We start from the raw sequence: 22,279 nt of genomic DNA, 5'->3' as shown, positions 1-22,279 counted from the left end.
CCTCCTGTTCTGGACAAGCCGCCTCCGCTTTTTACTGAATCCAGCTACAGCGGTTAGAATGTTCGGTGGCTTCGCTTTTTCCTGCGAGGCAAAGAACGCCTCTACGTCAAAAGCTCCATCCCCCTCTCATTCTGAACGAACCGCTTCCGCCTTTTTAATACTATTCTAACGCTGCCGCTCCACCAACGATTTCTGTAATTTCTTGCGTAATCGCTGCTTGACGAGCACGGTTGAATGAAAGTGTAAGTGAATCGATAACTTCCATCGCGTTGTCTGTAGCACTCTTCATTGCTGTCATACGCGCTGCGTGTTCACTTGCTTTACCATCTAGTAATGCACCGTACACTAAGCTTTCTGCGTATTGCGGCAATAATACTTTTAAGATATCTTCTTCAGAAGGTTCAAATTCATAAGCTGTTGTCGGTTTGTCAGACGTCACTTCCGTAAGCGGTAAAATTTTATTTTCCGTTACTTCTTGTGAAATTTTACTTACAAAATGGTTGTAGTAAATATACAGCTCATCATAAGCACCATCTGCAAACATCGCGATTGCTCGAGAAGCAAGATCTTTAATATCTGTAAATGATGGGTGGTCAGATAATCCAACTACTTCATCAATAATATTAAAGCCACGACGTTTTAAATAATCACGTCCTAGTCGTCCAAGCACAATAATTGAATATTGGTTTGAATCCATATTATGACGTTCACGAATTACGTTACTTACCGTACGTAATACGTTACTGTTATAACCACCTGCTAGTCCGCGATCAGATGTAATAACGATGTATCCTGTACGTTTTACAGGACGCGCTGTTAGCATTGGATGATTAATCCCTTTGCTACCTTGTGCAATGCTCGCTACTACTTCTTGAATTTTTTCCATATACGGAACGAAAGATTTAGCATTTTGCTCTGCACGACTTAACTTCGATGCAGATACCATCTCCATCGCTTTCGTAATTTGACTCGTTTTCTTTGTCGAGTTAATTTTCGCTTTTATATCGCGTAAAGATGCCACAGGTTTTCACCACCTTTTTCCGGAAGTTGGCACGATTAGTAAGAATCCTTTTGGTTCATCTTCCTAATCTACGTTGCAAGATATTCTTGCTCATGATTGAAGGAAAAGAATAGGTGCACCTACTCTTTTCCTCTACATAACCGTCAGCAATTCCCGTAAGAGTTGCCTATTTATATAATCTAGCTCCAGCGGCACGAGCCGCTTCCGCTTTTTATGCTTCAGAAGCTACGAATACTTTCTTAAATCCGTTGATTGCTGCAGCAAATTTTTCGTCATCCGCAAGTTTCTTTGTTGTGCGAATTTCGCTTAATAACTCAGCTGCATTTGAATCTAACCAAGCATGGAATTCTTCTTCAAAACGAGTGATATCTGCTACTGGGATATCATCTAAGAATCCACGTGTTAAAGCGTAAAGAATCACAACTTGTTTCTCTACTCGTAACGGTTTGTGTAATCCTTGTTTTAATACTTCAACTGTACGAGCACCACGGTTTAATTTCGCTTGTGTTGCTTTATCAAGGTCAGAACCGAACTGAGCGAACGCTTCTAACTCACGATAAGATGCAAGGTCAAGACGAAGTGTACCTGATACTTTACTCATCGCTTTAATCTGAGCAGATCCACCAACACGAGATACTGAAGTACCTGCATCAATCGCTGGACGTACACCAGAGAAGAATAAATCAGATTGTAAGAAGATTTGTCCATCTGTGATAGAGATTACGTTTGTTGGGATGTAAGCTGATACGTCCCCTGCTTGTGTTTCGATGAAAGGTAACGCTGTTAAAGAACCGCCGCCTTTTGCATCACTTAATTTTGCTGCACGCTCTAGTAAGCGAGAATGTAAGTAGAATACATCCCCTGGATACGCTTCACGACCTGGAGGACGACGTAATAGTAATGAAAGCTCACGATAAGCAGCTGCTTGTTTTGATAAGTCATCATATACTACTAATACGTGTTTTCCGTTGTACATGAACTCTTCACCCATTGTTACACCAGCGTAAGGAGCTAAGTATAATAATGGAGCTGGTTGAGAAGCTGATGCTGTTACAACGATTGTGTATTCTAATGCACCGTGCTTACGTAGTGTTTCTACTACGTTACGTACTGTAGATTCTTTTTGTCCGATTGCAACGTAGATACAAATCATATCTTCATCTTTTTGATTCAAGATTGTATCAAGTGCAACTGCTGTTTTACCAGTTTGACGGTCACCGATGATTAACTCACGTTGACCACGACCAATTGGTACAAGAGCATCGATCGCTTTAATACCTGTTTGAAGTGGCTCATGAACAGATTTACGATCCATTACACCTGGTGCTGGGCTTTCGATTGGACGAGTGCTTGTTGTATTGATTGGGCCTAAACCATCTACTGGTTGACCTAATGGGTTTACAACACGACCGATTAGTTCTTTCCCTACTGGTACTTGCATGATGCGACCAGTACGACGAACTTCGTCACCTTCACGGATTTCTGTGTAAGGTCCTAAAATAATGATACCTACGTTATTTTCCTCTAAGTTTTGTGCTAGTCCCATAACGCCGTTAGAGAACTCTACAAGTTCACCAGCCATAACGTTATCAAGACCATGAGCACGTGCGATACCGTCACCAACTTGGATAACTGTACCAACATCACTAACTTCGATTTCAGACTGATAGTTCTCGATTTGTTGCTTTATCAGTGCGCTAATTTCTTCAGCTCTGATGCTCATGTGCTTCACCCCTATCTATTCTTCATAAGTTCACGCTGAATACGTGCTAACTTTCCTTGTAAACTACCGTCATAAATGCGATTTCCGATGCGTACTTTAATGCCGCCTAGTAAATCTTCATCTACAACATTTTTAATACGAATTGCATCTTTTCCTGTTCTTTTTGCAAATGCTTCTGCAACGCTAAGCTTTTCCTCTTCAGATAGAGGACGAATCGAATATACAGTTGCATCTGCTACGTTACGTTCTTCATTAGCAAGAACAACATATTCATTTGCAATTTCAGGCAAGATTTCAATGCGTTTGTTATCAACTAAAATATATAACGTATTTAAAATTGATTCAGAAACAGAAGAGAATACGTTAGAAAGGAACGTTTTTTTCTGCTCCTTTGAAATGTTTGGTTGTGTTAAAAAGCTATGTAGTTCTCCGTTCTTTACAAAAACGTTTTGTACAAGGCGTAATTCCTCTTCAAACATTTCTAATACGTGTTTTTCTTTTGCAATTTTAAAAAGAGCGACAGCATAACGTTTTGCTACAATCTCATTGCTCATCGCGCTTCTCCTACTTCTTTAATATAATCGCGAATTAATTTCACTTGATCTTCTTCTTTTAATTCTTTTTCAATTACTTTAGAAGCAATTTGAACAGATAAAGAAGCGACTTGTTCTTGCAGAGCAGCAATCGCTTGCTCTTTTTCGCGTTGAATTTCTTGTACGGCAGATGCTTTAATAGATTCTGCTTCTTCTTTTGCAGCAGCAACAATAACATCTTTTTGATCTTCTGCTTGCTTTTTCGCTCTTTCGATTAACTCTTGTGCTTCAACACGTGATTGTTTTAACATTTCACGTTGTTCTTCTACTAACTTTTTCGCCTCTGCATTGCTTTGTTCTGCAGCGTCGATTTCACTAGCAACATGCTCTTCACGTTCCTTCATAATTCCCATCAAAGGACCCCAAGCAAATTTACGTAGCATGATTAATAAAATTAGGAAAACGACCAATGTATAAGCGATCGTTCCAAATGGAATGGCAGCTCCTAAAATTAAAGTTGGCACAAGGATTCACTCCCTTCGTGATATCTAAATTTACTATATGAAAAAAAAAGACATACATTTCGTTCATAAAGCAATGGCGAAGAAAGTCTAAAAACACTCTTCGCCATCTATGTAAGGGGAGTCTCCCTTATTTGTTCATTACGATGAATGCGATAACTACACCGATGATTGGAAGTGCCTCAACTAATGCAACCCCGATGAACATAATTGTTTGAAGTGCGCCTTTTAATTCTGGTTGACGAGCAACACCTTCGATTGTACGTGATACGATAAGACCGTTACCAATACCTGCACCTAATGCTGATAAACCAATTGCAATTGCAGCTGCGATTACACCTAAACTCATTTAATTTGTCCTCCTTTGTATTATAAAAAAAATAGATTTTTTTACTTACTTATTAAAGTATATTAATGGTCATGACTTACTTTATGAGCCATATAAACCATCGTTAACATTGTAAAGATAAACGCTTGGATTGAACCAACGAATACACTGAATCCCATCCACGCTAACATCGGTACAATAGCACCCAATGCTCCAAGTACTGCTCCACTTCCACCTAATTTAGCAAGTAATCCTAATAAAATCTCACCTGCATAGATGTTACCGAATAGACGAAGACCTAACGTTAAAGTGTTAGCAAACTCCTCAATAACCTTTAAAGGAAATAAGAACTTCATAGGTTGGAAATAACCTTTTAAATATTCTTTTGTACCCTTCATCTTAATTCCATAATAATGGGTGAGGGTAACTACCATCACGGCTAATGTTAATGTAACTGCTGGGTCAGACGTTGGCGATCTCCACCATGCAATATGTTCACCAGCCTCAGTTGTTGAATACATGAATGGTAGACCGAGCATGTTTGATACGAAGATAAACATCATAAGCGTAACGCCAAGTGTTAAGAAGCGTCCACCTGTTTTCCAGTCCATCGTACTGTTAATGATCCCTTTCACGAAGTCTAAAATCCATTCAAGGAAGTTTTGCATTCCTGTTGGACGAAGAGCTAAGCTGCGAGTCCCGATAACAGCGATTATGAAAACAATAAGTGCTGCAACAGTAACCATCATGACTGAGGATAAATCGAACGTTAAACCTAGAAATTCAACTAATTTACCGTGTTCCACTAGTAATTCACCTCTCTTCCCTGCTCTTATACTCTAAATAAAGAAAATCTATGATCATGACAAGATATCCTGTCAGCAATCCTACACCTAAGCTCCACATCGCAATTAAATGCTGATATTTCGCTGCAAATAAAATTAATAACCCAATCGTGGCAAATCTTGAATATGTACTGACAGCTGTCGCTTTAAATTTCACGTTCCCTCCATTGGTAACGCGATCTAATAGCTTGTCTGTTCTACGTGCAATGATGCGCAAACTAAGAAAACTGAAAATCGTTCCGATAATCAGTCCAAGAAATACATCCTTGTAAGAGGTAAAGCCCCATCCTAGTACAAAAAGCGCAAGCAAGTAGTACATATATTTCTTTTGTCTTTGGACAAGTCCATGTACGTCTATCATCATTGCTCTCCCGAATAATAATGTCGAATGAGTCGAATCATTGCGTAAATCCCTGTTCCTAATCCAAGCAATAAGCCTATAATAAGAAACAACGGAAACGTTCCAACCTTACTATCAATCCATTGCCCACCAAAAATTCCAACAAGAATGGAACCGACTAACTGAGCAAGAATTCCTGTCATTAAAGCATATGCTTTCAATGGGTTGCGATCGTCTTTTTGCAAGGATTCATCCCTCCAATATGTAACCCTCATTCACGATGTGTTAATAATAACTCATTTTTTTGCATAAATCCTATACAAAATAAAAAGTTTACTTTTTCGTCACGGAATAGATGCAATTTTGTCACTGAAAGCCCTACCATCTATCCCCGTTGTTAGCATACAATAGGGTATTAGCAGTGTCAACGAGAAATCGTAAAAAATCAAAAAATTTGAGTATTAGTCATTTCTTCCCAAAAATGAAAACGTTCCCCTTCTAAATACTGGTGAAATATATGCAATTTCTAGAAGTTTTCTCTTTATAATGGAAGGAAAAGTTCACAAGTTTGTCACCATTATATTTTTACGATATAACGTTTTTCTTCTATAATATAGTGTTCCTCAGACGTTAGACTTCTATAGTATATGTGATGTATATGCAAGTTATGTTGCATATACAAAAAATACCATTTATATATACCTTCATCTTCCCCTCCCCCACTCTCCTTATTTACATATAAAAAAGACGAGTAGGGAATCCCTCTCGTCTGTTGTCTTACTTCGTTCCAAATAAACGGTCACCAGCATCGCCAAGACCTGGAACAACATAACCATGGTCATTTAATTTCTCATCTAATGCCGCTACATAAATATCAACATCAGGATGTTCTTCTTGTACTACTTTTACTCCTTCTGGTGCAGCTACGATACACATTAATTTAATTTGCTTCGCACCGCGCTTTTTCAGAGAGTTAATTGCTTCAGCTGCAGAACCACCTGTTGCTAACATCGGATCAAGTACGATAAAGTCACGTTCTTCTACATCCGTTGGAAGTTTCACATAGTATTCTACCGGTTGCAATGTTTTCGGGTCACGGTATAAACCAACGTGTCCTACTTTCGCTGCTGGAATTAATTTCAAAATTCCATCTACCATCCCTAAGCCTGCACGTAAAATTGGAATTAAACCAAGTTTTTTACCAGCGATCACTTTTGTTTTCGCTTTGCTTACAGGTGTTTCAATTTCGATTTCTTCAAGTGGAAGGTCGCGTGTAATTTCAAATGCCATTAAGCTTGCTACTTCATCCACTAACTCACGAAATTCTTTTGTACCTGTATTTTTATCGCGAATATATGTAATCTTATGTTGAATTAACGGGTGATCAAATACATACAGTTTTCCCATGTGAATCTCTCCTTCAGATGATATTCATGCGTGCGTACACGCCGTTTTGCACTATTTACGATTGTAAAGAAAACGCTACTAATATTCAAGGGCAAATTTGGAAAAATGTTAAATTCATCATAAACCTATCTAATATCTTTACCAATTATGGAAGTCATATCCTTCATTATATATCCAGAATTTATTCACGATTTGTATACATACTTAAGAAGCGATATATGTCCTATCTTATCTACCATGCTCTTCTATGTGGAAATCCCCCAAAAATCTACTATCTAAGTGTTCCTTTCCGACTATTTATCCTGTTATTCGCAGGCCGGGAAAACTGCAGTTCCCCATCTTCCATATTAAAGACTATGATTTATAGAAAGTATGCTAAAAAACTATCTATTGAAAGTTTGCGGTTCAAATTAAAAAGAGACTGCTGAAACACTATATGCTTCAGCAGTCTCTTTGAATCTATTATAGATTTGTATACATTGGGAACTTGCTTGTTAATGCTTCTACACGCTTACGTGCTTCTTCTAATGCAGCCTCATCCTCATGATTTTTTAAAGTATGAGCAATAATTGCTGCAATTTCATCCATTTCTTCTAAACCGAAGCCGCGAGATGTTACCGCTGCTGTACCAATACGTACACCGCTTGTTACAAATGGGCTTGCTGTTTCAAATGGAATTGTGTTCTTGTTCACTGTAATACCAACTTCATCTAATACGTGCTCTGCAACTTTACCTGTAATATCTAAGTTACGAACATCAATTAAGATAAGATGGTTGTCCGTTCCACCAGAAACAAGTGTAAGTCCTTCTTTTTGAAGACCTTCCGCTAAGCGCTGTGCATTATTAATGATGTTTTGTGCGTATGTTTTAAAGTCTTCTTGTAATGCTTCACCAAATGCAACAGCTTTCGCTGCAATTACGTGCATTAATGGTCCACCTTGAATACCAGGGAAGATTGATTTATCAATTTGCTTCGCAAATTTCTCTTCACATAAAATCATACCGCCGCGTGGGCCACGTAATGTTTTATGTGTTGTTGTTGTAACGAAATGTGCATGTGGCACTGGGTTTGGATGTAAGCCTGCTGCAACTAAACCTGCAATATGTGCCATATCTACCATTAAATATGCACCAACTTCGTCTGCGATTTCACGGAATCTCTTGAAATCGATCACACGAGGATACGCACTAGCACCTGCAACGATTAGTTTTGGCTTATGTTCTTTTGCTTTTGCTAACACATCATCATAATTGATGCGGTGTGAGTCAGCATCAACGCCATATTCTACGAAATTATATTGTACTCCACTGAAGTTAACAGGGCTTCCGTGTGTTAAATGACCACCGTGGGATAAGTTCATACCAAGTACTGTATCGCCATGCTCTAAAATCGTGAAGTATACAGCCATGTTCGCTTGTGCACCAGAGTGTGGTTGAACGTTCACATGCTCTGCACCAAAGATTTCTTTTACGCGATCACGTGCGATATCCTCTACCACGTCTACATGTTCACAGCCACCATAGTAACGTTTGCCAGGATATCCTTCTGCATACTTGTTTGTTAAAACAGAACCTTGTGCTTCCATTACAGCTTCACTTACGAAGTTTTCTGAAGCAATCAGCTCAATTTTTGAACGTTGTCTTCCTAGTTCTGCTTCAATTGCAGCAAATACCTTTTCATCTTGACGTTTTAAATGATCCACCAAAATCCCCCTTTTCTGAACGAATTACACCGATTCCCGATAGTTTTTTCTCATTTATCTAGAAAAAAACGAAAATTCAAGTTGTAATTCTTTCGAACCTTCATGTTTTCAACTACATTCTAACATGACTTTCTATATCATAAAAGAAAAAAAAGACCGAGTTCGGTCTTTTCTTTTTATCCTTTATGAAGTCAGACTACATACCTCTTTACATATTATATAAAGATACGATGCATTTCTCGGTTTCTTCTCTACTTTTAGCTACAGGTAACAGTTTCTTCTACCGCCGCATATACAGCACGTGCCCCGCCAATAAGTTTCGCACGTGTTTTAGCCATCGTCACATGCGCATTTCCGATTTCTTTTACACGCGTACGAATTGGAACTGCAACATGTTTTAGATGCATACCAATAAACGTATCACCAATATCTATGCCCGCATCTGCCTTTATAAATTCTACCACTACAGGGTCTGTTAAATTGTGATAGGCATACGTTGCTAAGGCACCACCTGCTGATCTAACAGGCGTAACGGTTACAATTTCAAATTGATATTTCATCGCTACTTCTCTCTCTACTACTAAAGCACGATTTAAATGCTCACAACATTGAAATGCCAACTCTATACCAGTTTGCTTTTGAAATTGTTTTAGCTCAGAAAAAATTGCTTCCGCCACTTCCATCGTTCCTGATGTTCCAATTCTCTCCCCTAGCACTTCGCTCGTGCTACAGCCCACTACAAAAATTTGACCGCTTTGTAAAGAAGTTTGATCTTGAAAATCAGAAAGCGATGTTTGTAGCTGCTCTTTCACTTTTACTATTTCCGTCATTACGCCTCTTCCTTTCACAGGTTGGTTCAACAAATTATATTACTTCTCAATAGAAGTTAAAATCTATTACTTCGCTTCGTATGTTTTAATTTTCCCTACGCGATTTTCGTGACGTCCACCTTCATAATCAGTTGTTAACCAAATTTTCGCAATGTCACGTGCTAAACCAGCACCAATTACGCGCTCACCCATCGCTAACATGTTAGTATCATTATGTTCTCTTGTCGCTCTTGCACTAAACGTATCATGTACTAGCGCACAGCGAATACCGTGCACTTTATTTGCTGCAATTGACATACCAATACCTGTTCCACAAATTAAAATCCCACGGTCTACTTCACCATTTGCAACCATTTCTGCCGCTGGAAATGCAAAATCAGGATAATCAACAGAACCTGCTTCACATTCACATCCTAAATCAATATATTCAATATTCAATTCTTCTAATAAACTTACGATTTCTTTGCGGATATTCATTCCACCATGATCAGATGCTACTACTACTTTCATTTTAACCCCTCCAAAATTTAAGTACACCTTCTAGCAGTAAAGGCTTTCATCCCCACTGCTGAATTGCTATCTAAGCTTGACGCTTACTTGCTTATTCCAAGCAAGATTATCTCCAATATCGTATTATACACGAAACATTAACCTTCTGAATGTTTTTCCACTAAAGTTTGTACAAGTTTTTCCATCTCTACTAACGTCGATTGATAAATAGATAGAGAACCGCCAAACGGGTCTGAAATATCTTTACTTGTACCTTCTACAAATTCATATAATGTATGCACTTTCTCTTTTGTACTTGGATAGTGCCCAAGCACAAGTTGTTTATGGCTTTCCGTCATCGCGAGTACCATATCAGCCCACTCAAGTAATTCTTCCGTTATTTGCTGCGAAGCATGAAGAATTGGGATTCCCTTTTCTGCTAACGCATCTTTCGCATGCGAAGATGCATCACTTCCAGGGGATGCAAAAACACCAGCAGATTTCACTTCAAATTTCCCTTTCCCATAATGACGAAGTAACGCCTCTGCCATCGGACTACGACATGTATTTCCAGTACAAACAAACAACACTCGCTTCATCCAAAATCACTCCTTATGGTGAATGTCTACATTCATCATAACGTACATCACAATGGAACAAAAGGAATGTGAATATATAAAAAGCGCATTTCTCCTTTATTTTTCCTAAGAGAAATACGCCTTATCCACATATATGTGAAACCCTAGTTCCAAGTGCCCTAAATATAATAACATACGTGACTAAAACATCCACGCGAAAAGTCCCATCATGAAATAAAGTGAAACTTTAATCAGCAGGGGTCTTACTGCCCGCAAATAGCAGGATAAAATAAGGAATCCATTTCATATGAAACGAATTCCTTATCCAAAAACAATTATTTCATTGTAACTTTCATTACTTCTGTTGCACCTTTTGTAGCTGAAACACCTACCGTTGTGTTAATAGATTCAGCTGCATCTGTATTTGTAATAACTACTGGTGTAATTGTGCTTTTTGCTTTTTCGCGAATTAATTCTAAATCGAAAGAAATTAATTTGTCGCCAGCTTTCACAGCTTGTCCTTCAGATACGTGAGCTTCAAAACCTTCGCCTTCCATTTTTACAGTTTCTAAACCAACGTGGATTAAAATTTCTGTACCGTTTTTCGTTTTAATTCCAACAGCATGTTTTGTATGGAATAATTGTACGATTTCACCGTCTACTGGTGATACAACTACACCTTCAGTTGGAACGATTGCAACACCGTCACCCATCATACGACCAGCGAATACTGGATCTGGTACTTCTTCGATATTTTTCACTTCTCCAGTTAATGGAGCTAAGATTGTTTCTGCATTTGTTTTTGAACCAAGACCGAATAATTTTTTAAACATAGGATAGTCCTCCTTATAATTAACTTGAAAATGTATAGGGCAATCTCTAGTAAAGATTGCGATACATGTAAGACTTCATACTTCAAATATTATATTGTAAAAACGCTTTCGAAATGAAGTACGTGATTACCAATAGAATCTTATTGTATCGCTTTGTAAAATTCCAGTCAATTCAGATTGTCTGAATAACAATAATGCGAATTAACTTCTTAACTTATATTTTCTCTTTTTTCCCCCTACTTGTCTAGAGGTCTTTACGGCATTTTATTTTTTGTTATTGATTTGTAAAATTTTCTTCATATTTTTTCCGAAAGTTACTTGACTTAAGTAAGTAACTGATTTATTATTACTTACGTAAGGTAAGTTAATAACTTTTTGGAGGTTTTATAAATGATGAACATCGGTCTTCTTATTATTCGTCTTATTATCGGAATTACATTCATGGGTCATGGTACTCAAAAATTATTTGGTTGGTTTGGTGGTCACGGCCTTAAAGGAACAGGCGGCTGGATGGAATCAATCGGCTTACGCCCTGGCGTATTTATGGCATTTATGGCTGGTGCAACTGAGTTATTAGGTGGTTTCTTATTCGCAGCAGGTATCTTAACTTGGGTTGGTTCACTATTTATAGTTGGTACAATGCTAGTAGCAATCTTTACTGTACACGGCAAAAATGGCTACTGGGTAACACAAAACGGATTTGAATATAACATGATCTTAATTGCTATTGCGGTTGGTGTTGCATTAACTGGACCTGGCGCTTACGTTTTACTTTAATCAACAATCTCAGTTTCAAGACATTTATTAAGAAAAGGAGTAGGTTTCAGTTTGAAACCTACTCCTTTTCTTTTTTTCACTCATTTACAAAAAACGTCAAAAAAATATTTTTCTAGCAGGAGTTTCCCTTCATTATCTTGTAAACAAACAAAGAAGTATTCATATCGAGGAAGGGAGATTACAAATATGCTATCGATCAATCCAAATGAACAAACAGAAAAAGATAATTACAAATTATTAACAGGGAGTATTATTCCGCGTCCAGTAGCATTCGTTACTTCTGTTACAAAAGACGGGGTTTTAAATGGTGCTCCATATAGCTACTTTAATATCGTTGCTGCTAATCCACCGCTCATCTCTGTTTCAGTGCAACGAAAAGAAGGAGAGCGAAAGGATACTTCTCGAAACGCAATTGAAAAAGGTGAATTTGTTGTACATATTTCCGATGAATCCTACGTGGGGGCCATCAACGAGACTGCCGCAAATCTTCCCCCAAATCAAAGTGAAATTGAATTAGCTAAACTAACTCCTATCGAAAGCGATGTTATCTCAGTACCGGGCGTAAAAGAAGCGAATATTCGAATGGAATGCATACTAGAACGCGCTATTCCACTAGGTGGAACAGAAGACTCTCCAGCGTGCGACCTATTAATCGGCCGCGTTGTTCGCTTCCACGTTGCAGAACATTTATATGAAAACGGACGCATTCACGCAGAAGGGTTAAAACCAGTAAGCAGACTAGCAGGACACAACTACGCAAAATTAGGAGAACAATTTGAGCTTGTAAGGCCTATTTAAAAGTGGAGACGGCTCGTTCAGCTCTGACTGGCTAAGGTTCTTTCGCCCCAAAGGCGCTCTTTGCCTTTTGGGCGGAAGGTTCTTAGACACGAAGAGCTTGCCGTCGGAGCTGGATATCTTTAAAAGTGGAAGCGGCTCGTTCAGAATGGGAGGAGGATGGAGCTTCTGACGTAGAGGCGCTTTTTGCCTCGTAGGAAGACGCGAAGCCACCGACCGTTCTTGCCACTGGAGCTGGATATCTTTAAAAGTGGAATTGGCTCGTTCATTTAATAGCATAAAGAAGCCCAGCTTAAGCATCACCCAAGCTGGACTTCTTTTGTCCAATAAAAAATCCCCGCTATTATAAGTTGGTAATTCATGAAGGGAAAAGATTTAAAAATATTTCTTAATGATTTCTATCCCTTTTTCATTTAAAACTTAGGCTTCTTTTCGTTTCTTTCTAAAAAAAGGAACCTTATATTGCTTTAGCATTCCAAGTTTGATAACAAAGAAATATAAGGAAAGAAGTGTAATAACAAATACGATAAAGAGTGGGTAAGGTGAATAGAACATACGGGCATCCTCTGTTTTCCCTGCAATAAATTTCAAAGAATCTATATTAAAAAAGTCAGCAAACATTTGTATGCCAAGCATACTAAACCAAAAAACGAAAAAGCTAATAATAATACCAAAAATTTGTTTCACTCTTGTCATTCATATCATCCTTTATATATATATGGGTGATTTTTATTATAATGAATATGAATAGAAATAATATTTTGCACAGAAAGGAATTTATCTTTACTATTCACGAATCAATTTAATCCAGCCGAGAACTGCAATTTGTAGAATAACACCCTACATAATTAACCTCCCTAGCCACCTCAAAAAAAATGTCATCAAACGAACGTACAATTTTAATAAGGTCTCCACGCTTCATATCTCCTGTCACTTCTTTACATCATAACAAAATTATATTGGAAAAAGAAGGGTGAGCCCAAAACCAACAAGAATGATACCACCGAGCACTTCACCATACATACCAAGCAAACGCTTTGCATGCCTCCCAATCAGCAAACCGCCCCATGCTAGTATCATGCTAACCAATCCAAATAGCAAGATCGTTACAATCATTTGCGCTCCGTAAATTCCTAGGCTGAGCCCAACTGAAAAACTATCAATACTCACACTAAACGCAAATACCAGTAAACTTATCCCTACCGGAGCGGATCTTGTCTCTTCCCCTTCTAAAATTGCAGAGTACACAATATAAAAACCTAATCCAATTAACAAAATAGCCCCAGCTACAGTGGCAATATGACCAAATTTCTCTGATAAAAAACGACCTAGTATCATACCGAGAAACGGCATGACGATATGAAATATCCCTATTGTTATACCTATATAAAAGATCTGCCGCATTTTTAACGTTACCATACCCATGCCGAGGCTTACAGAAAATGCATCCATTCCTAAGGCAAGTGCCATGATAATCAAAGGTACTAGTTGTTCAATTGTCATCTCGACCCTCCTCGGACTTGCTACTTCACAATATGCTCATCCGAGGAAAAATAGAATCTATGAAATTTTTCTATATAAGGTGAAACTTTAATCAGTGAAGGGCTTCATCCCCACTGATTATTAGCCCTCACCAATCGGGCTTTTACGGGATACATCCATTTTAATTGTTCAACATTCACATTACAGGCTATGAAAAGCAAGTGGTGACCCGCACTCATTTTCTCTCTTTGTTTTCACTCGGCATGATTGGACCCTCTCTTCTACCTAAAAAGAAAGATTTTTATACCGTTTTTTAATTTATCTTCCTATAGAAAGACGAGTTGCATGCTCATCTACTCTTCAATAATAATATGATGTCCTGCCGCTTTCGTTAAACGGTTCATAATCGCATTCCCAATTCCTTCATTCGGAAACGACTCACTAAAAATAACATCTACTTCACTTGCATCAAATGTTCTTAGCACATCGTATAATTTGGTTGCAACGCTCGCCAAATCGTTTCGCACACCACAAGACAATACAACATCTGCTTTATACACATGTTGATACTCTTCTGTAGTTAATACACCAACTGTATATCCTTCACTTTTCTTCTTATCCACAAGCTGTTGAATAAAATCACGAGATCCTTCAACAATACTAAGTGGTGCTTTCGGTGCATAATGTGTATATTTCATTCCCGGTGCCTTTGGTTTTTCTTTTTCATCCTTTAATGCAGGGTCTAACGAAACAATTCCAATCACTTCTTCTAATTGCTCCTTCGTAATTCCGCCTGGACGTAAAATTGTTGGTACTTCACTTGTACAATCAATTACCGTTGATTCAACTCCAACACCCGTTGCACCGCCATCAACAATACCAGCAATTCTCCCATTTAAATCTTCATATACGTGAGATGCTAAAGTTGGACTCGGACGCCCAGAACGATTGGCACTCGGTGCTGCAACCGGTACATTCGCTTCTTCAATAAGAGCAAGTGCCACTGGATGATCCGGCATTCTAACTCCAACTGTATCTAAACCGGCCGTAACCTTTTCGGAAATACCCTCTTTTTTCGGTAAGATAATTGTTAAAGGTCCCGGCCAAAAGTGTTTCATCAAGACTTCTGCAACCTTTGGTATTTCCCTAACAATTCCTTTTAACTGAGATTTTGCACCAATGTGGACAATCAATGGATTATCACTTGGTCTTCCTTTCGCTTCAAAAATTTTCGCAATCGCTTCATCATTCATTGCATTTGCCCCTAGCCCATATACCGTTTCTGTAGGGAAGGCAATCGCTTCATTTTCCTTTAGTAATCTTGCTGCTTCTTGTAATTGTGGATAATCTTTTTTTATTTCCACAACATTATCCACAACCCAAATATTTGTATGCATTTTTTTCCACGTCCTTTTTTTCCATGAAATACTGTCTATATTTAGTTTACTATGAGATTTATCCAAAAGACAAACAAGGTTTATCCACAAAATGTGGATAAACCTGATTAATCAGTGGATAACTTTGTGAATAGCTGACAATTTAGTATTATTACATTCTGCTGTTTTATATTTTCACAAAAATGTTCTAGCTGCTGAATATCCTCTGGAACTTTATCTTTTTTCACAGTTGTAAAGTGAAAAAACTGAAAGATCGTCACAGATTGTGGATGATTTGTGAGTAAATACAATTGTTGAATATTTTTCTCTTTCATATACTGCAAAAACATTTCAAAAAAATATAGGAAAGTCTTGTTATCCACAGTAGGTGTGAACAAACAAGAACGAACAAGCGCATTGTCTCCTTTTTGTTCATAACCAACTACAGCCTGTATTTCCCCTTCATCTTCCAATATCATAAATTGCTCATATAACTCATTTATTTTATCATCTTTTTTATTAGCTTGTCCGAAAAAAGAATATAATCTTTCAACATCATTTTTTGTAGCAAAGTAAGTCTTTTTCACGATCAATCCCCCCTCACTTCTATATATGAGGAGGGATAAGAAAATAGTACTTATTTAGAAAATAAAGAAGAGAATGCTTCTACAATAAACAATTTTACTTCCGGTTCTTCCTCTTGCTCTTCTACTTCTACTATTTCATTTGTTTTTTCTTGTTTCTTTTCCACAGGTTTTATTTCTTCCTGTTTCACACGTTTTTCTTGCTTTGACTCCTCTTTTGTCTCTTTCACATTTTTTTGTTCTTTAGGAGTAACCTCTTTTTTCGATACTTCTTTTCCAGGTGCTTGTTTGGAAACTATTTCTTTATTTTTATTTTCAACCGCTGCTTCTTTTTCTTTCTGCACTGTCACTGGTTGTTCTTCATCCTCAATAGATTCAGCTTTCGCAACATGCTCTTCTTTTTTTACAGCTGATCCACTAGAGAAATCTAGAAAACACATCGGCGGGAATAACACACACCACCAATTTGCTCCTTCACCTTTACCAATTGAAATAAGTACTGCTTCATATTCCCCTGCGGGATAAATAAAGTTCCCATATACTTTTGTAGGAAATTTAATATTTTTACCAAATGTAACTTGAAATGATTCCTTACTTCCTTCTCGTTTTAATGTTTTCGCAACTGTTTTTTCAATTTCCGGGATGTGACTTTGAATGACACGACGTGCATCCTCAAACGATTTCAAATCTGCTACCCATCCATCAATTTGTGCCTTTACTTCATCGCGCACTTTCCGCTTTAGCGCTTGATCTTTATCTGAATCACTATTTGCTAAAATACGTAATCGAACAGCTTCTTTCGGAATAACGGTATTTCCCTTTGCATCAGCTTTCATATATCCAAACTGCACAAGTAGCTGTGCACCAATTAATAATAAAAGAAAATAGGCAATCGCTTGTTTTTTCATCTCTTGCACCGTCCCTTCTGTCAACAGTGTAGACACACTTCTCTTTTTCTAAACTATTAAATTCTAAATCTATAGAAAAACTTTCAAGTATATAAATTGAAAAACGATCTAAAACCTTTTTTTTGGGTGGAAGAGAGCATCTAGCCATGCACGGATGCGGTCAGGACCCTTTTTCGCCCCATGCCATGTAAAAACAGAAGGAGTAAACGAGTGGAGGGCTCTTTTTGTTTTCATAGCTGTAATTTATGCGTAGCAAATCAATATAAAAAAATGGAGTAAGGTTCTACCTTACTCCATCTCCGCAAAGACCATACGATCTTTTCCGTTAATATCAAAAACAACTTCTACATGGGCATGTGGAAATGTCTGCTGCAATAATCCTTTCACATCTTCACCTTGCCCTATACCTACTTCAAAAGCAACAATTGCTTTTCTTTGCAAGACGTTTGGCAACTCTTCCATAAAACGGCGATAAAAATCAAGCCCATCCTCTCCACCAACAAGCGCACGCTTTGGTTCATGCTCCTTTACAACTGGAGAAAGACCTCTCCAGTCTTCTTCTGGAATATACGGAGGGTTGGAAACAACAACATCTAATTTTTGCCCCGTTTCATAAAACGGCGATAATAAATCACCATGATAGAACGTTACATTTGCGCCCAATGCTTTTGCATTTTCTTTCGCAACTTCAATAGATTCCTGTGCAATATCTACTGTATATACATGAAGATTTTGATTTTCTAAAGCAAGCGTAATGGAAATTGCTCCACTTCCCGTACCAATATCAGCTACATGAAGTTCCCGCTTACCAAACATACGCTGGATTCTATCTAATACGCCTACTATGAGCTCTTCTGTTTCTGGTCTCGGTATTAATACTTCCTCATTTACAAAAAACGAACGACCATAAAACATTTCATATCCAATCATATATTGAACAGGAATCCCACCTACATGTTTGTGGATAAATCTCGTAAACGTCTTCTCTTGTTCCTCAGATATTTCTTCACGCATGTTCATCATTAAACCTGTTCGGTTCGTCTTTAATACATGACAAAGGACGATTTCTCCCGCATTTTCATCTCGTCCATTTTCCTGTAAAAAAGAAGAAGCCCATTTCAGGGCTTCATAGACGCGCATTACTCAGCTGCCTCCATCTTTTGCGCTTGATCTTCCATCACTAAGGCATTGATGAAATCATCTAACTTACCTTGTAAGATTTGATCTAGCTTCTGAATCGTTAAACCAATTCGATGGTCTGTAACACGGTTTTGCGGGAAGTTATACGTACGGATACGCTCTGAACGGTCTCCCGTACCAACAGCTTGTTTACGGTTTTGATCGTACTCAGCTTGCGCTTCTTGTCTAAATTTATCATAAACACGTGCACGTAATACTTTCATTGCTTTTTCTTTGTTCTTAATTTGTGATTTTTCATCCTGACAAGATACAACTACACCAGTCGGTAAATGAGTTAAACGTACCGCTGACATCGTTGTATTAACACTTTGTCCACCAGGACCACTAGAAGCAAACGTATCAACACGAACATCTTTTTCATGAATATCGATTTCTACTTCTTCTGCTTCCGGTAATACAGCTACAGTTGCTGTAGAAGTATGGATACGTCCTCCAGACTCTGTTTCCGGAACACGTTGCACACGGTGTGCACCATTTTCAAATTTCAATTTTGCGAAAGCGCCTTTACCGTTAATCATAAAGATAATCTCTTTATATCCACCTAATTCTGTATAGCTCGCTTCGATAATTTCAGTTTTCCAACCTTGCACCTCAGCATAACGGCTATACATACGGTATAAATCACCAGCAAATAAAGCAGCCTCATCGCCACCAGCAGCACCACGCACCTCCACGATAACGTTTTTATCATCGTTCGGGTCTTTTGGAACAAGTAAAATTTTCAGACGCTCTGATAATTCCTTCTCTTGTCCTTCTAGTTCAGAAACTTCTTCCTTTACCATGTCACGCATGTCAGCATCTAACTTATCTTCTAACATTGCTTTTGCATCTCGTAATTGCTCACGAACATCTTTATATTCACGATACACTTCTACCGTTTCTTGAATATCAGATTGTTCCTTTGAATACTCACGAAGCTTATTCGAATCACTAATAACTTCCGGATCACTTAACAGCTCGTTCAACTTCTCATAACGATCTTCTACAGCTTGCAAACGATCTAACACATCATTCACCTCAACATCCTAGTATCTAATACAAATAGTATATGGTACTTAATCAAAAAAACGCAAATTATATTTAAAAGCGCAAGCGGCTCGCTCAGAATGAGAGGGGGATGGAGCTTTTAACGTAGAGGCGCCCTTTGCCTCGCAGGAAGAAGCGAAGCCACCGACCATTCTTGCCGCCGGAGCTAGATATATCTAAAAGTGGAGGTGGCTCGCTCAGCTCTGACCGGCTAAGGTTCTCTCGCACAAAAGGTGCTTTTTACCTTTAGTGCGGGAGGTTCTTAGACGCGAAGAGCTTGCCACCGGAACTAGATATTATTTTAAAAGCGAAGACGGCTCGCCCCACTCTTCATCTATTTTCGAAAAAAACCCGCTCTATGTAGCGAGTTTTACTTATCTTTGTTTTGTAGGTACAGCATGACAATGACGGCAACGCGGTTCATATGACTCTGAAGCTCCAACTAAAATAATTGGATCATCAAAAGAAGCTGGTTCATCATCAATTAAACGCTGTGTACGACTTGCTGGAGATCCGCATACAGAACAAACTGCTTGCAGCTTCGTTACATACTCGGCAATCGCCATCAGCTGAGGAACTTGTCCAAATGGTAGACCACGGAAATCTTGGTCTAAACCGGCTACAATGACACGATAGCCACGATTTGCCAATATTTGCACCACTTCCACAATGTCCCCATCAAAGAATTGCACCTCATCAATTGCAATAACGTCCATTTCTTCTGTTATATGATTAAATATATCTTTTGAAGCTGAAACAGGAACTGCTTTTACCTTTAATCCATTATGTGATACAACATCTTCTTCACTATAACGATTATCAATACATGGTTTAAATACAATTGCATGTTGCTTTGCAAATTGTGTACGGCGTATGCGGCGGATGAGCTCTTCTGATTTTCCAGAAAACATACTCCCGCAAATCACTTCAATCCAACCGTTTTGATTTATTAAGTACATGGAGCTCTCCTTTCAGCTACTTTTTTATCCAAAGTAGGGTAAAGGTTTAATATTTTCGCAAAAAAACAGACAAGCGAATAGATACACTTGCCTGTTTTATGTTTTTTATTACTTAAGACCGTATTTCTTATTGAAGCGGTCAACACGTCCGTCTGCAGTAGCAAACTTCTGACGTCCAGTGTAGAATGGGTGAGAATCAGAACTGATCTCAACTTTTAGTAATGGATAAGTGTTTCCATCTTCCCACTCAACCGTTTCGCTAGATCCTTTAGTAGATCCGCTTAAGAATTTGAAGCCTGTGTTTGTGTCCATGAATACAACTTTCTTGTAATCCGGATGAATTCCTGCTTTCATTCTTTTCATCTCCTTCCGCCCTGAATCATTTTCGAAACAGAGTTTTTCATCTTTAGCTGCAATCACAACTATAATGATGAAACACATATGATGAAATTATAACAAGGCTAACTTCATTTTGCAACTACCTGTTTTTGTCTTTTTAAAATAAAAACGCAAGCGGCTCGTTCAGCTCCGACCGGCTAAGGTTCTCTCACAAAAAAGCATGAAAAAACTCGCTTAGCATAAAAATAAGCGAGTCATCACCGTTTCCCTTTACTTCGTTGTTACATATCTTTTGGAATCTGCAACAATGTTTTGTAAAAATTCTTCATTTGTTTTCGTTTGACGCAGCTTGCGTAAGAAACTTTCAACGAAGTCTGGTGTATCACGCATTGTTTTGCGAATACCCCATAGCTTGTCTAAATGTTCTTTCGGAATTAATAGATCTTCTTTACGCGTACCAGAACGGCGAATATCAATCGCTGGGAAGATACGACGCTCAGCTAACGAACGATCTAAATGAAGTTCCATATTACCTGTTCCTTTAAACTCTTCATAAATCACATCATCCATACGAGATCCTGTATCAACAAGTGCCGTTGCCAAAATTGTTAAGCTACCGCCTTCTTCAATGTTACGAGCTGCCCCAAAGAATCGCTTTGGTCTATGGAATGCAGCTGGATCAATACCACCTGACAATGTACGTCCACTTGGTGGAATAACGAGGTTGTAAGCACGCGCTAAACGGGTAATACTATCCATTAAAATGATAACGTCTTTTTTATGTTCTACAAGACGCATCGCACGTTCTAATACAAGTTCAGCTACTTTAATATGATTTTCTGGAACTTCATCGAAAGTAGAGCTTACAACATCACCTTTAACGGAACGTTCGATATCAGTTACTTCCTCTGGACGTTCGTCGATTAAAAGTACGATTAATTCTGCTTCTGGATGGTTCGTTGTGATACTATGAGCAATTTCTTTTAATAGTATCGTTTTACCAGCCTTTGGAGGCGCAACAATTAAACCACGTTGTCCAAATCCAACTGGTGCAATTAAATCCATGATGCGTGTTGATAGCTTCTTCGGCTCCGTCTCCAATTTCATTTGACGATTTGGATATAACGGTGTTAATGCAGGGAAATGCACACGCTCTTTTGCAGATTCTGGGTCATCCCCATTTACTGCTTCAACCTGTAGCAATCCAAAATAGCGTTCATTTTCTTTCGGCGGGCGTACTTTACCAGAAACCTTATCTCCATTACGCAAATCAAAACGACGAATTTGCGAAGCTGAAATATAAATATCTTCTGAGCTTGGAGAATAGTTGATTGGACGTAGGAACCCAAATCCTTCTGATTGAATAATTTCGAGTACACCTTCCATAAAGAAGAAACCTTCTTTTTCTGCACGAGCTTTTAATATAGCAAAAATTAACTCTTTCTTTGTTAATTTGCTGTAATACGAAATCTTAAATTCTTTCGCAAGCTCATATAACTCTTTTAACTTCATGTTTTCTAATGCTGCAATTGACAAATTCATTCAGACACCACACTTTAACGTTATTCTCTTTTCACATGGGTAAAGGGAAAATATACGGAAGGCAAATACATAATAATGAAAGGCAATAAGTTCAAGTAGGGTAATATTCACTATTGTAACCCTTTTGTCTAGTTTTAAT

The 22,279-nt window shown here is 38.2% G+C and carries 26 protein-coding genes and 2 pseudogenes; 2 read left to right on the top strand and 26 right to left on the bottom strand.

From position 1 onward, the window contains the following. Positions 1 to 160: 160 nt before the first annotated feature. The 15 genes from atpG to J4P91_RS08445 all read right to left on the bottom strand — a co-directional run bounded on the left by atpG (position 161) and on the right by J4P91_RS08445 (position 11,152). Positions 161 to 1,021: a F0F1 ATP synthase subunit gamma gene (gene atpG, locus J4P91_RS08515; RefSeq protein WP_017153549.1), complete on the bottom strand. Its 861-nt coding sequence runs from the start codon at positions 1,019 to 1,021 to the stop codon at positions 161 to 163. A 211-nt stretch (positions 1,022 to 1,232) separates the two neighbouring features. Then, on the bottom strand, positions 1,233 to 2,744 hold the full coding sequence (gene atpA / locus J4P91_RS08510) for a F0F1 ATP synthase subunit alpha (RefSeq protein ID WP_207993601.1): 1,512 nt from the start codon (positions 2,742 to 2,744) through the stop codon (positions 1,233 to 1,235). A gap of 11 nt (positions 2,745 to 2,755) precedes the next feature. Next, entirely contained in the window at positions 2,756 to 3,298 is a 543-nt protein-coding gene (locus J4P91_RS08505; protein WP_207993600.1) for a F0F1 ATP synthase subunit delta, read from the bottom strand. Then, positions 3,295 to 3,801 carry a F0F1 ATP synthase subunit B gene (gene atpF, locus J4P91_RS08500; protein ID WP_017153552.1) on the bottom strand — a complete coding sequence of 169 codons (507 nt, stop codon included), beginning with the start codon at positions 3,799 to 3,801 and terminating at the stop codon, positions 3,295 to 3,297. The genes J4P91_RS08505 and atpF overlap by 4 nt, the downstream gene beginning before the upstream one ends. Before the next feature lie 127 nt (positions 3,802 to 3,928). Continuing rightward, complete coding sequence (gene atpE, locus J4P91_RS08495) at positions 3,929 to 4,147, bottom strand: F0F1 ATP synthase subunit C (protein ID WP_000052064.1); 219 nt, start codon at positions 4,145 to 4,147, stop codon at positions 3,929 to 3,931. Positions 4,148 to 4,209: 62 nt separating this feature from the next. Continuing rightward, a complete protein-coding gene (gene atpB, locus J4P91_RS08490) occupies positions 4,210 to 4,932 on the bottom strand; it encodes a F0F1 ATP synthase subunit A (protein WP_207993599.1) in 723 nt (240 codons plus the stop codon). Between the two features lie 7 nt (positions 4,933 to 4,939). Beyond that, complete coding sequence (locus tag J4P91_RS08485; RefSeq protein ID WP_207993598.1) at positions 4,940 to 5,332, bottom strand: ATP synthase subunit I; 393 nt, start codon at positions 5,330 to 5,332, stop codon at positions 4,940 to 4,942. After that, positions 5,332 to 5,556: an AtpZ/AtpI family protein gene (locus tag J4P91_RS08480; protein WP_207993597.1), complete on the bottom strand. Its 225-nt coding sequence runs from the start codon at positions 5,554 to 5,556 to the stop codon at positions 5,332 to 5,334. The genes J4P91_RS08485 and J4P91_RS08480 overlap by 1 nt, the downstream gene beginning before the upstream one ends. Before the next feature lie 26 nt (positions 5,557 to 5,582). Then, on the bottom strand, positions 5,583 to 5,696 hold the full coding sequence (locus J4P91_RS08475; RefSeq protein ID WP_034278971.1) for a DUF4024 domain-containing protein: 114 nt from the start codon (positions 5,694 to 5,696) through the stop codon (positions 5,583 to 5,585). Between the two features lie 392 nt (positions 5,697 to 6,088). Then, complete coding sequence (gene upp, locus J4P91_RS08470) at positions 6,089 to 6,718, bottom strand: uracil phosphoribosyltransferase (protein WP_003202275.1); 630 nt, start codon at positions 6,716 to 6,718, stop codon at positions 6,089 to 6,091. A 462-nt stretch (positions 6,719 to 7,180) separates the two neighbouring features. Continuing rightward, positions 7,181 to 8,422: a serine hydroxymethyltransferase gene (gene glyA / locus J4P91_RS08465; protein WP_207993596.1), complete on the bottom strand. Its 1,242-nt coding sequence runs from the start codon at positions 8,420 to 8,422 to the stop codon at positions 7,181 to 7,183. Positions 8,423 to 8,679: 257 nt separating this feature from the next. Continuing rightward, positions 8,680 to 9,252 carry a TIGR01440 family protein gene (locus J4P91_RS08460; protein WP_207993595.1) on the bottom strand — a complete coding sequence of 191 codons (573 nt, stop codon included), beginning with the start codon at positions 9,250 to 9,252 and terminating at the stop codon, positions 8,680 to 8,682. Positions 9,253 to 9,318: 66 nt separating this feature from the next. Continuing rightward, positions 9,319 to 9,762, bottom strand: coding sequence for a ribose 5-phosphate isomerase B (gene rpiB, locus J4P91_RS08455; RefSeq protein ID WP_017153557.1), 444 nt, complete (start codon positions 9,760 to 9,762; stop codon positions 9,319 to 9,321). 137 nt (positions 9,763 to 9,899) lie between these two features. Further along, positions 9,900 to 10,340, bottom strand: coding sequence for a low molecular weight protein arginine phosphatase (locus J4P91_RS08450; RefSeq protein WP_207993594.1), 441 nt, complete (start codon positions 10,338 to 10,340; stop codon positions 9,900 to 9,902). Between the two features lie 314 nt (positions 10,341 to 10,654). Next, positions 10,655 to 11,152, bottom strand: a complete 498-nt coding sequence (locus J4P91_RS08445; RefSeq protein ID WP_017153559.1) for a PTS sugar transporter subunit IIA — start codon at positions 11,150 to 11,152, stop codon at positions 10,655 to 10,657. A gap of 390 nt (positions 11,153 to 11,542) precedes the next feature. On the opposite strand from J4P91_RS08445, the gene J4P91_RS08440 reads away from it, so the two are divergent. Then, positions 11,543 to 11,929, top strand: coding sequence for a DoxX family protein (locus J4P91_RS08440; protein WP_207993593.1), 387 nt, complete (start codon positions 11,543 to 11,545; stop codon positions 11,927 to 11,929). 186 nt (positions 11,930 to 12,115) lie between these two features. After that, entirely contained in the window at positions 12,116 to 12,727 is a 612-nt protein-coding gene (locus tag J4P91_RS08435) for a flavin reductase family protein (RefSeq protein WP_207993592.1), read from the top strand. A gap of 417 nt (positions 12,728 to 13,144) precedes the next feature. On the opposite strand, the gene J4P91_RS08430 is transcribed toward J4P91_RS08435, so the two are convergent. From J4P91_RS08430 to rho, 11 genes and pseudogenes are all read right to left on the bottom strand, one after another. Then, positions 13,145 to 13,420 carry a DUF3935 domain-containing protein gene (locus tag J4P91_RS08430; protein ID WP_207993591.1) on the bottom strand — a complete coding sequence of 92 codons (276 nt, stop codon included), beginning with the start codon at positions 13,418 to 13,420 and terminating at the stop codon, positions 13,145 to 13,147. Positions 13,421 to 13,678: 258 nt separating this feature from the next. Then, a complete protein-coding gene (locus J4P91_RS08425) occupies positions 13,679 to 14,227 on the bottom strand; it encodes a manganese efflux pump MntP (RefSeq protein WP_017153565.1) in 549 nt (182 codons plus the stop codon). A gap of 332 nt (positions 14,228 to 14,559) precedes the next feature. Beyond that, positions 14,560 to 15,603, bottom strand: a complete 1,044-nt coding sequence (locus tag J4P91_RS08420; protein ID WP_207993590.1) for an L-threonylcarbamoyladenylate synthase — start codon at positions 15,601 to 15,603, stop codon at positions 14,560 to 14,562. A gap of 107 nt (positions 15,604 to 15,710) precedes the next feature. Then, positions 15,711 to 16,169: a GNAT family N-acetyltransferase gene (locus J4P91_RS08415; RefSeq protein WP_207993589.1), complete on the bottom strand. Its 459-nt coding sequence runs from the start codon at positions 16,167 to 16,169 to the stop codon at positions 15,711 to 15,713. Between the two features lie 50 nt (positions 16,170 to 16,219). Beyond that, positions 16,220 to 16,438, bottom strand: a pseudogene (locus J4P91_RS29685) (stage II sporulation protein R); the annotation flags it as partial. A gap of 86 nt (positions 16,439 to 16,524) precedes the next feature. Next, positions 16,525 to 17,083: pseudogene (gene spoIIR, locus J4P91_RS29680) on the bottom strand (stage II sporulation protein R); the annotation flags it as partial. A 279-nt stretch (positions 17,084 to 17,362) separates the two neighbouring features. After that, positions 17,363 to 18,214 carry a peptide chain release factor N(5)-glutamine methyltransferase gene (gene prmC / locus J4P91_RS08405; RefSeq protein WP_207993588.1) on the bottom strand — a complete coding sequence of 284 codons (852 nt, stop codon included), beginning with the start codon at positions 18,212 to 18,214 and terminating at the stop codon, positions 17,363 to 17,365. Then, the gene (prfA, locus tag J4P91_RS08400; protein ID WP_026049319.1) at positions 18,214 to 19,281 is read right to left on the bottom strand and encodes a peptide chain release factor 1; all 1,068 of its coding nucleotides are present in this window, start codon (positions 19,279 to 19,281) and stop codon (positions 18,214 to 18,216) included. The genes prmC and prfA overlap by 1 nt, the downstream gene beginning before the upstream one ends. A 393-nt stretch (positions 19,282 to 19,674) precedes the next feature. After that, positions 19,675 to 20,259, bottom strand: coding sequence for a thymidine kinase (locus J4P91_RS08395; RefSeq protein ID WP_017153572.1), 585 nt, complete (start codon positions 20,257 to 20,259; stop codon positions 19,675 to 19,677). Positions 20,260 to 20,367: 108 nt separating this feature from the next. Then, the gene (locus J4P91_RS08390) at positions 20,368 to 20,613 is read right to left on the bottom strand and encodes a type B 50S ribosomal protein L31 (protein WP_000643436.1); all 246 of its coding nucleotides are present in this window, start codon (positions 20,611 to 20,613) and stop codon (positions 20,368 to 20,370) included. Positions 20,614 to 20,868: 255 nt separating this feature from the next. Further along, positions 20,869 to 22,140, bottom strand: coding sequence for a transcription termination factor Rho (rho, locus tag J4P91_RS08385; RefSeq protein ID WP_017153573.1), 1,272 nt, complete (start codon positions 22,138 to 22,140; stop codon positions 20,869 to 20,871). Positions 22,141 to 22,279 lie beyond the last annotated feature (139 nt).

The sequence above is a fragment of the Bacillus sp. XF8 genome (genome assembly GCF_017498755.1).
Classification (GTDB): domain Bacteria; phylum Bacillota; class Bacilli; order Bacillales; family Bacillaceae_G; genus Bacillus_A; species Bacillus_A bingmayongensis.
The sequence above is the reverse complement of the archived record's forward strand: the minus strand, read 5'-3'. Positions and strand labels throughout refer to the sequence as shown.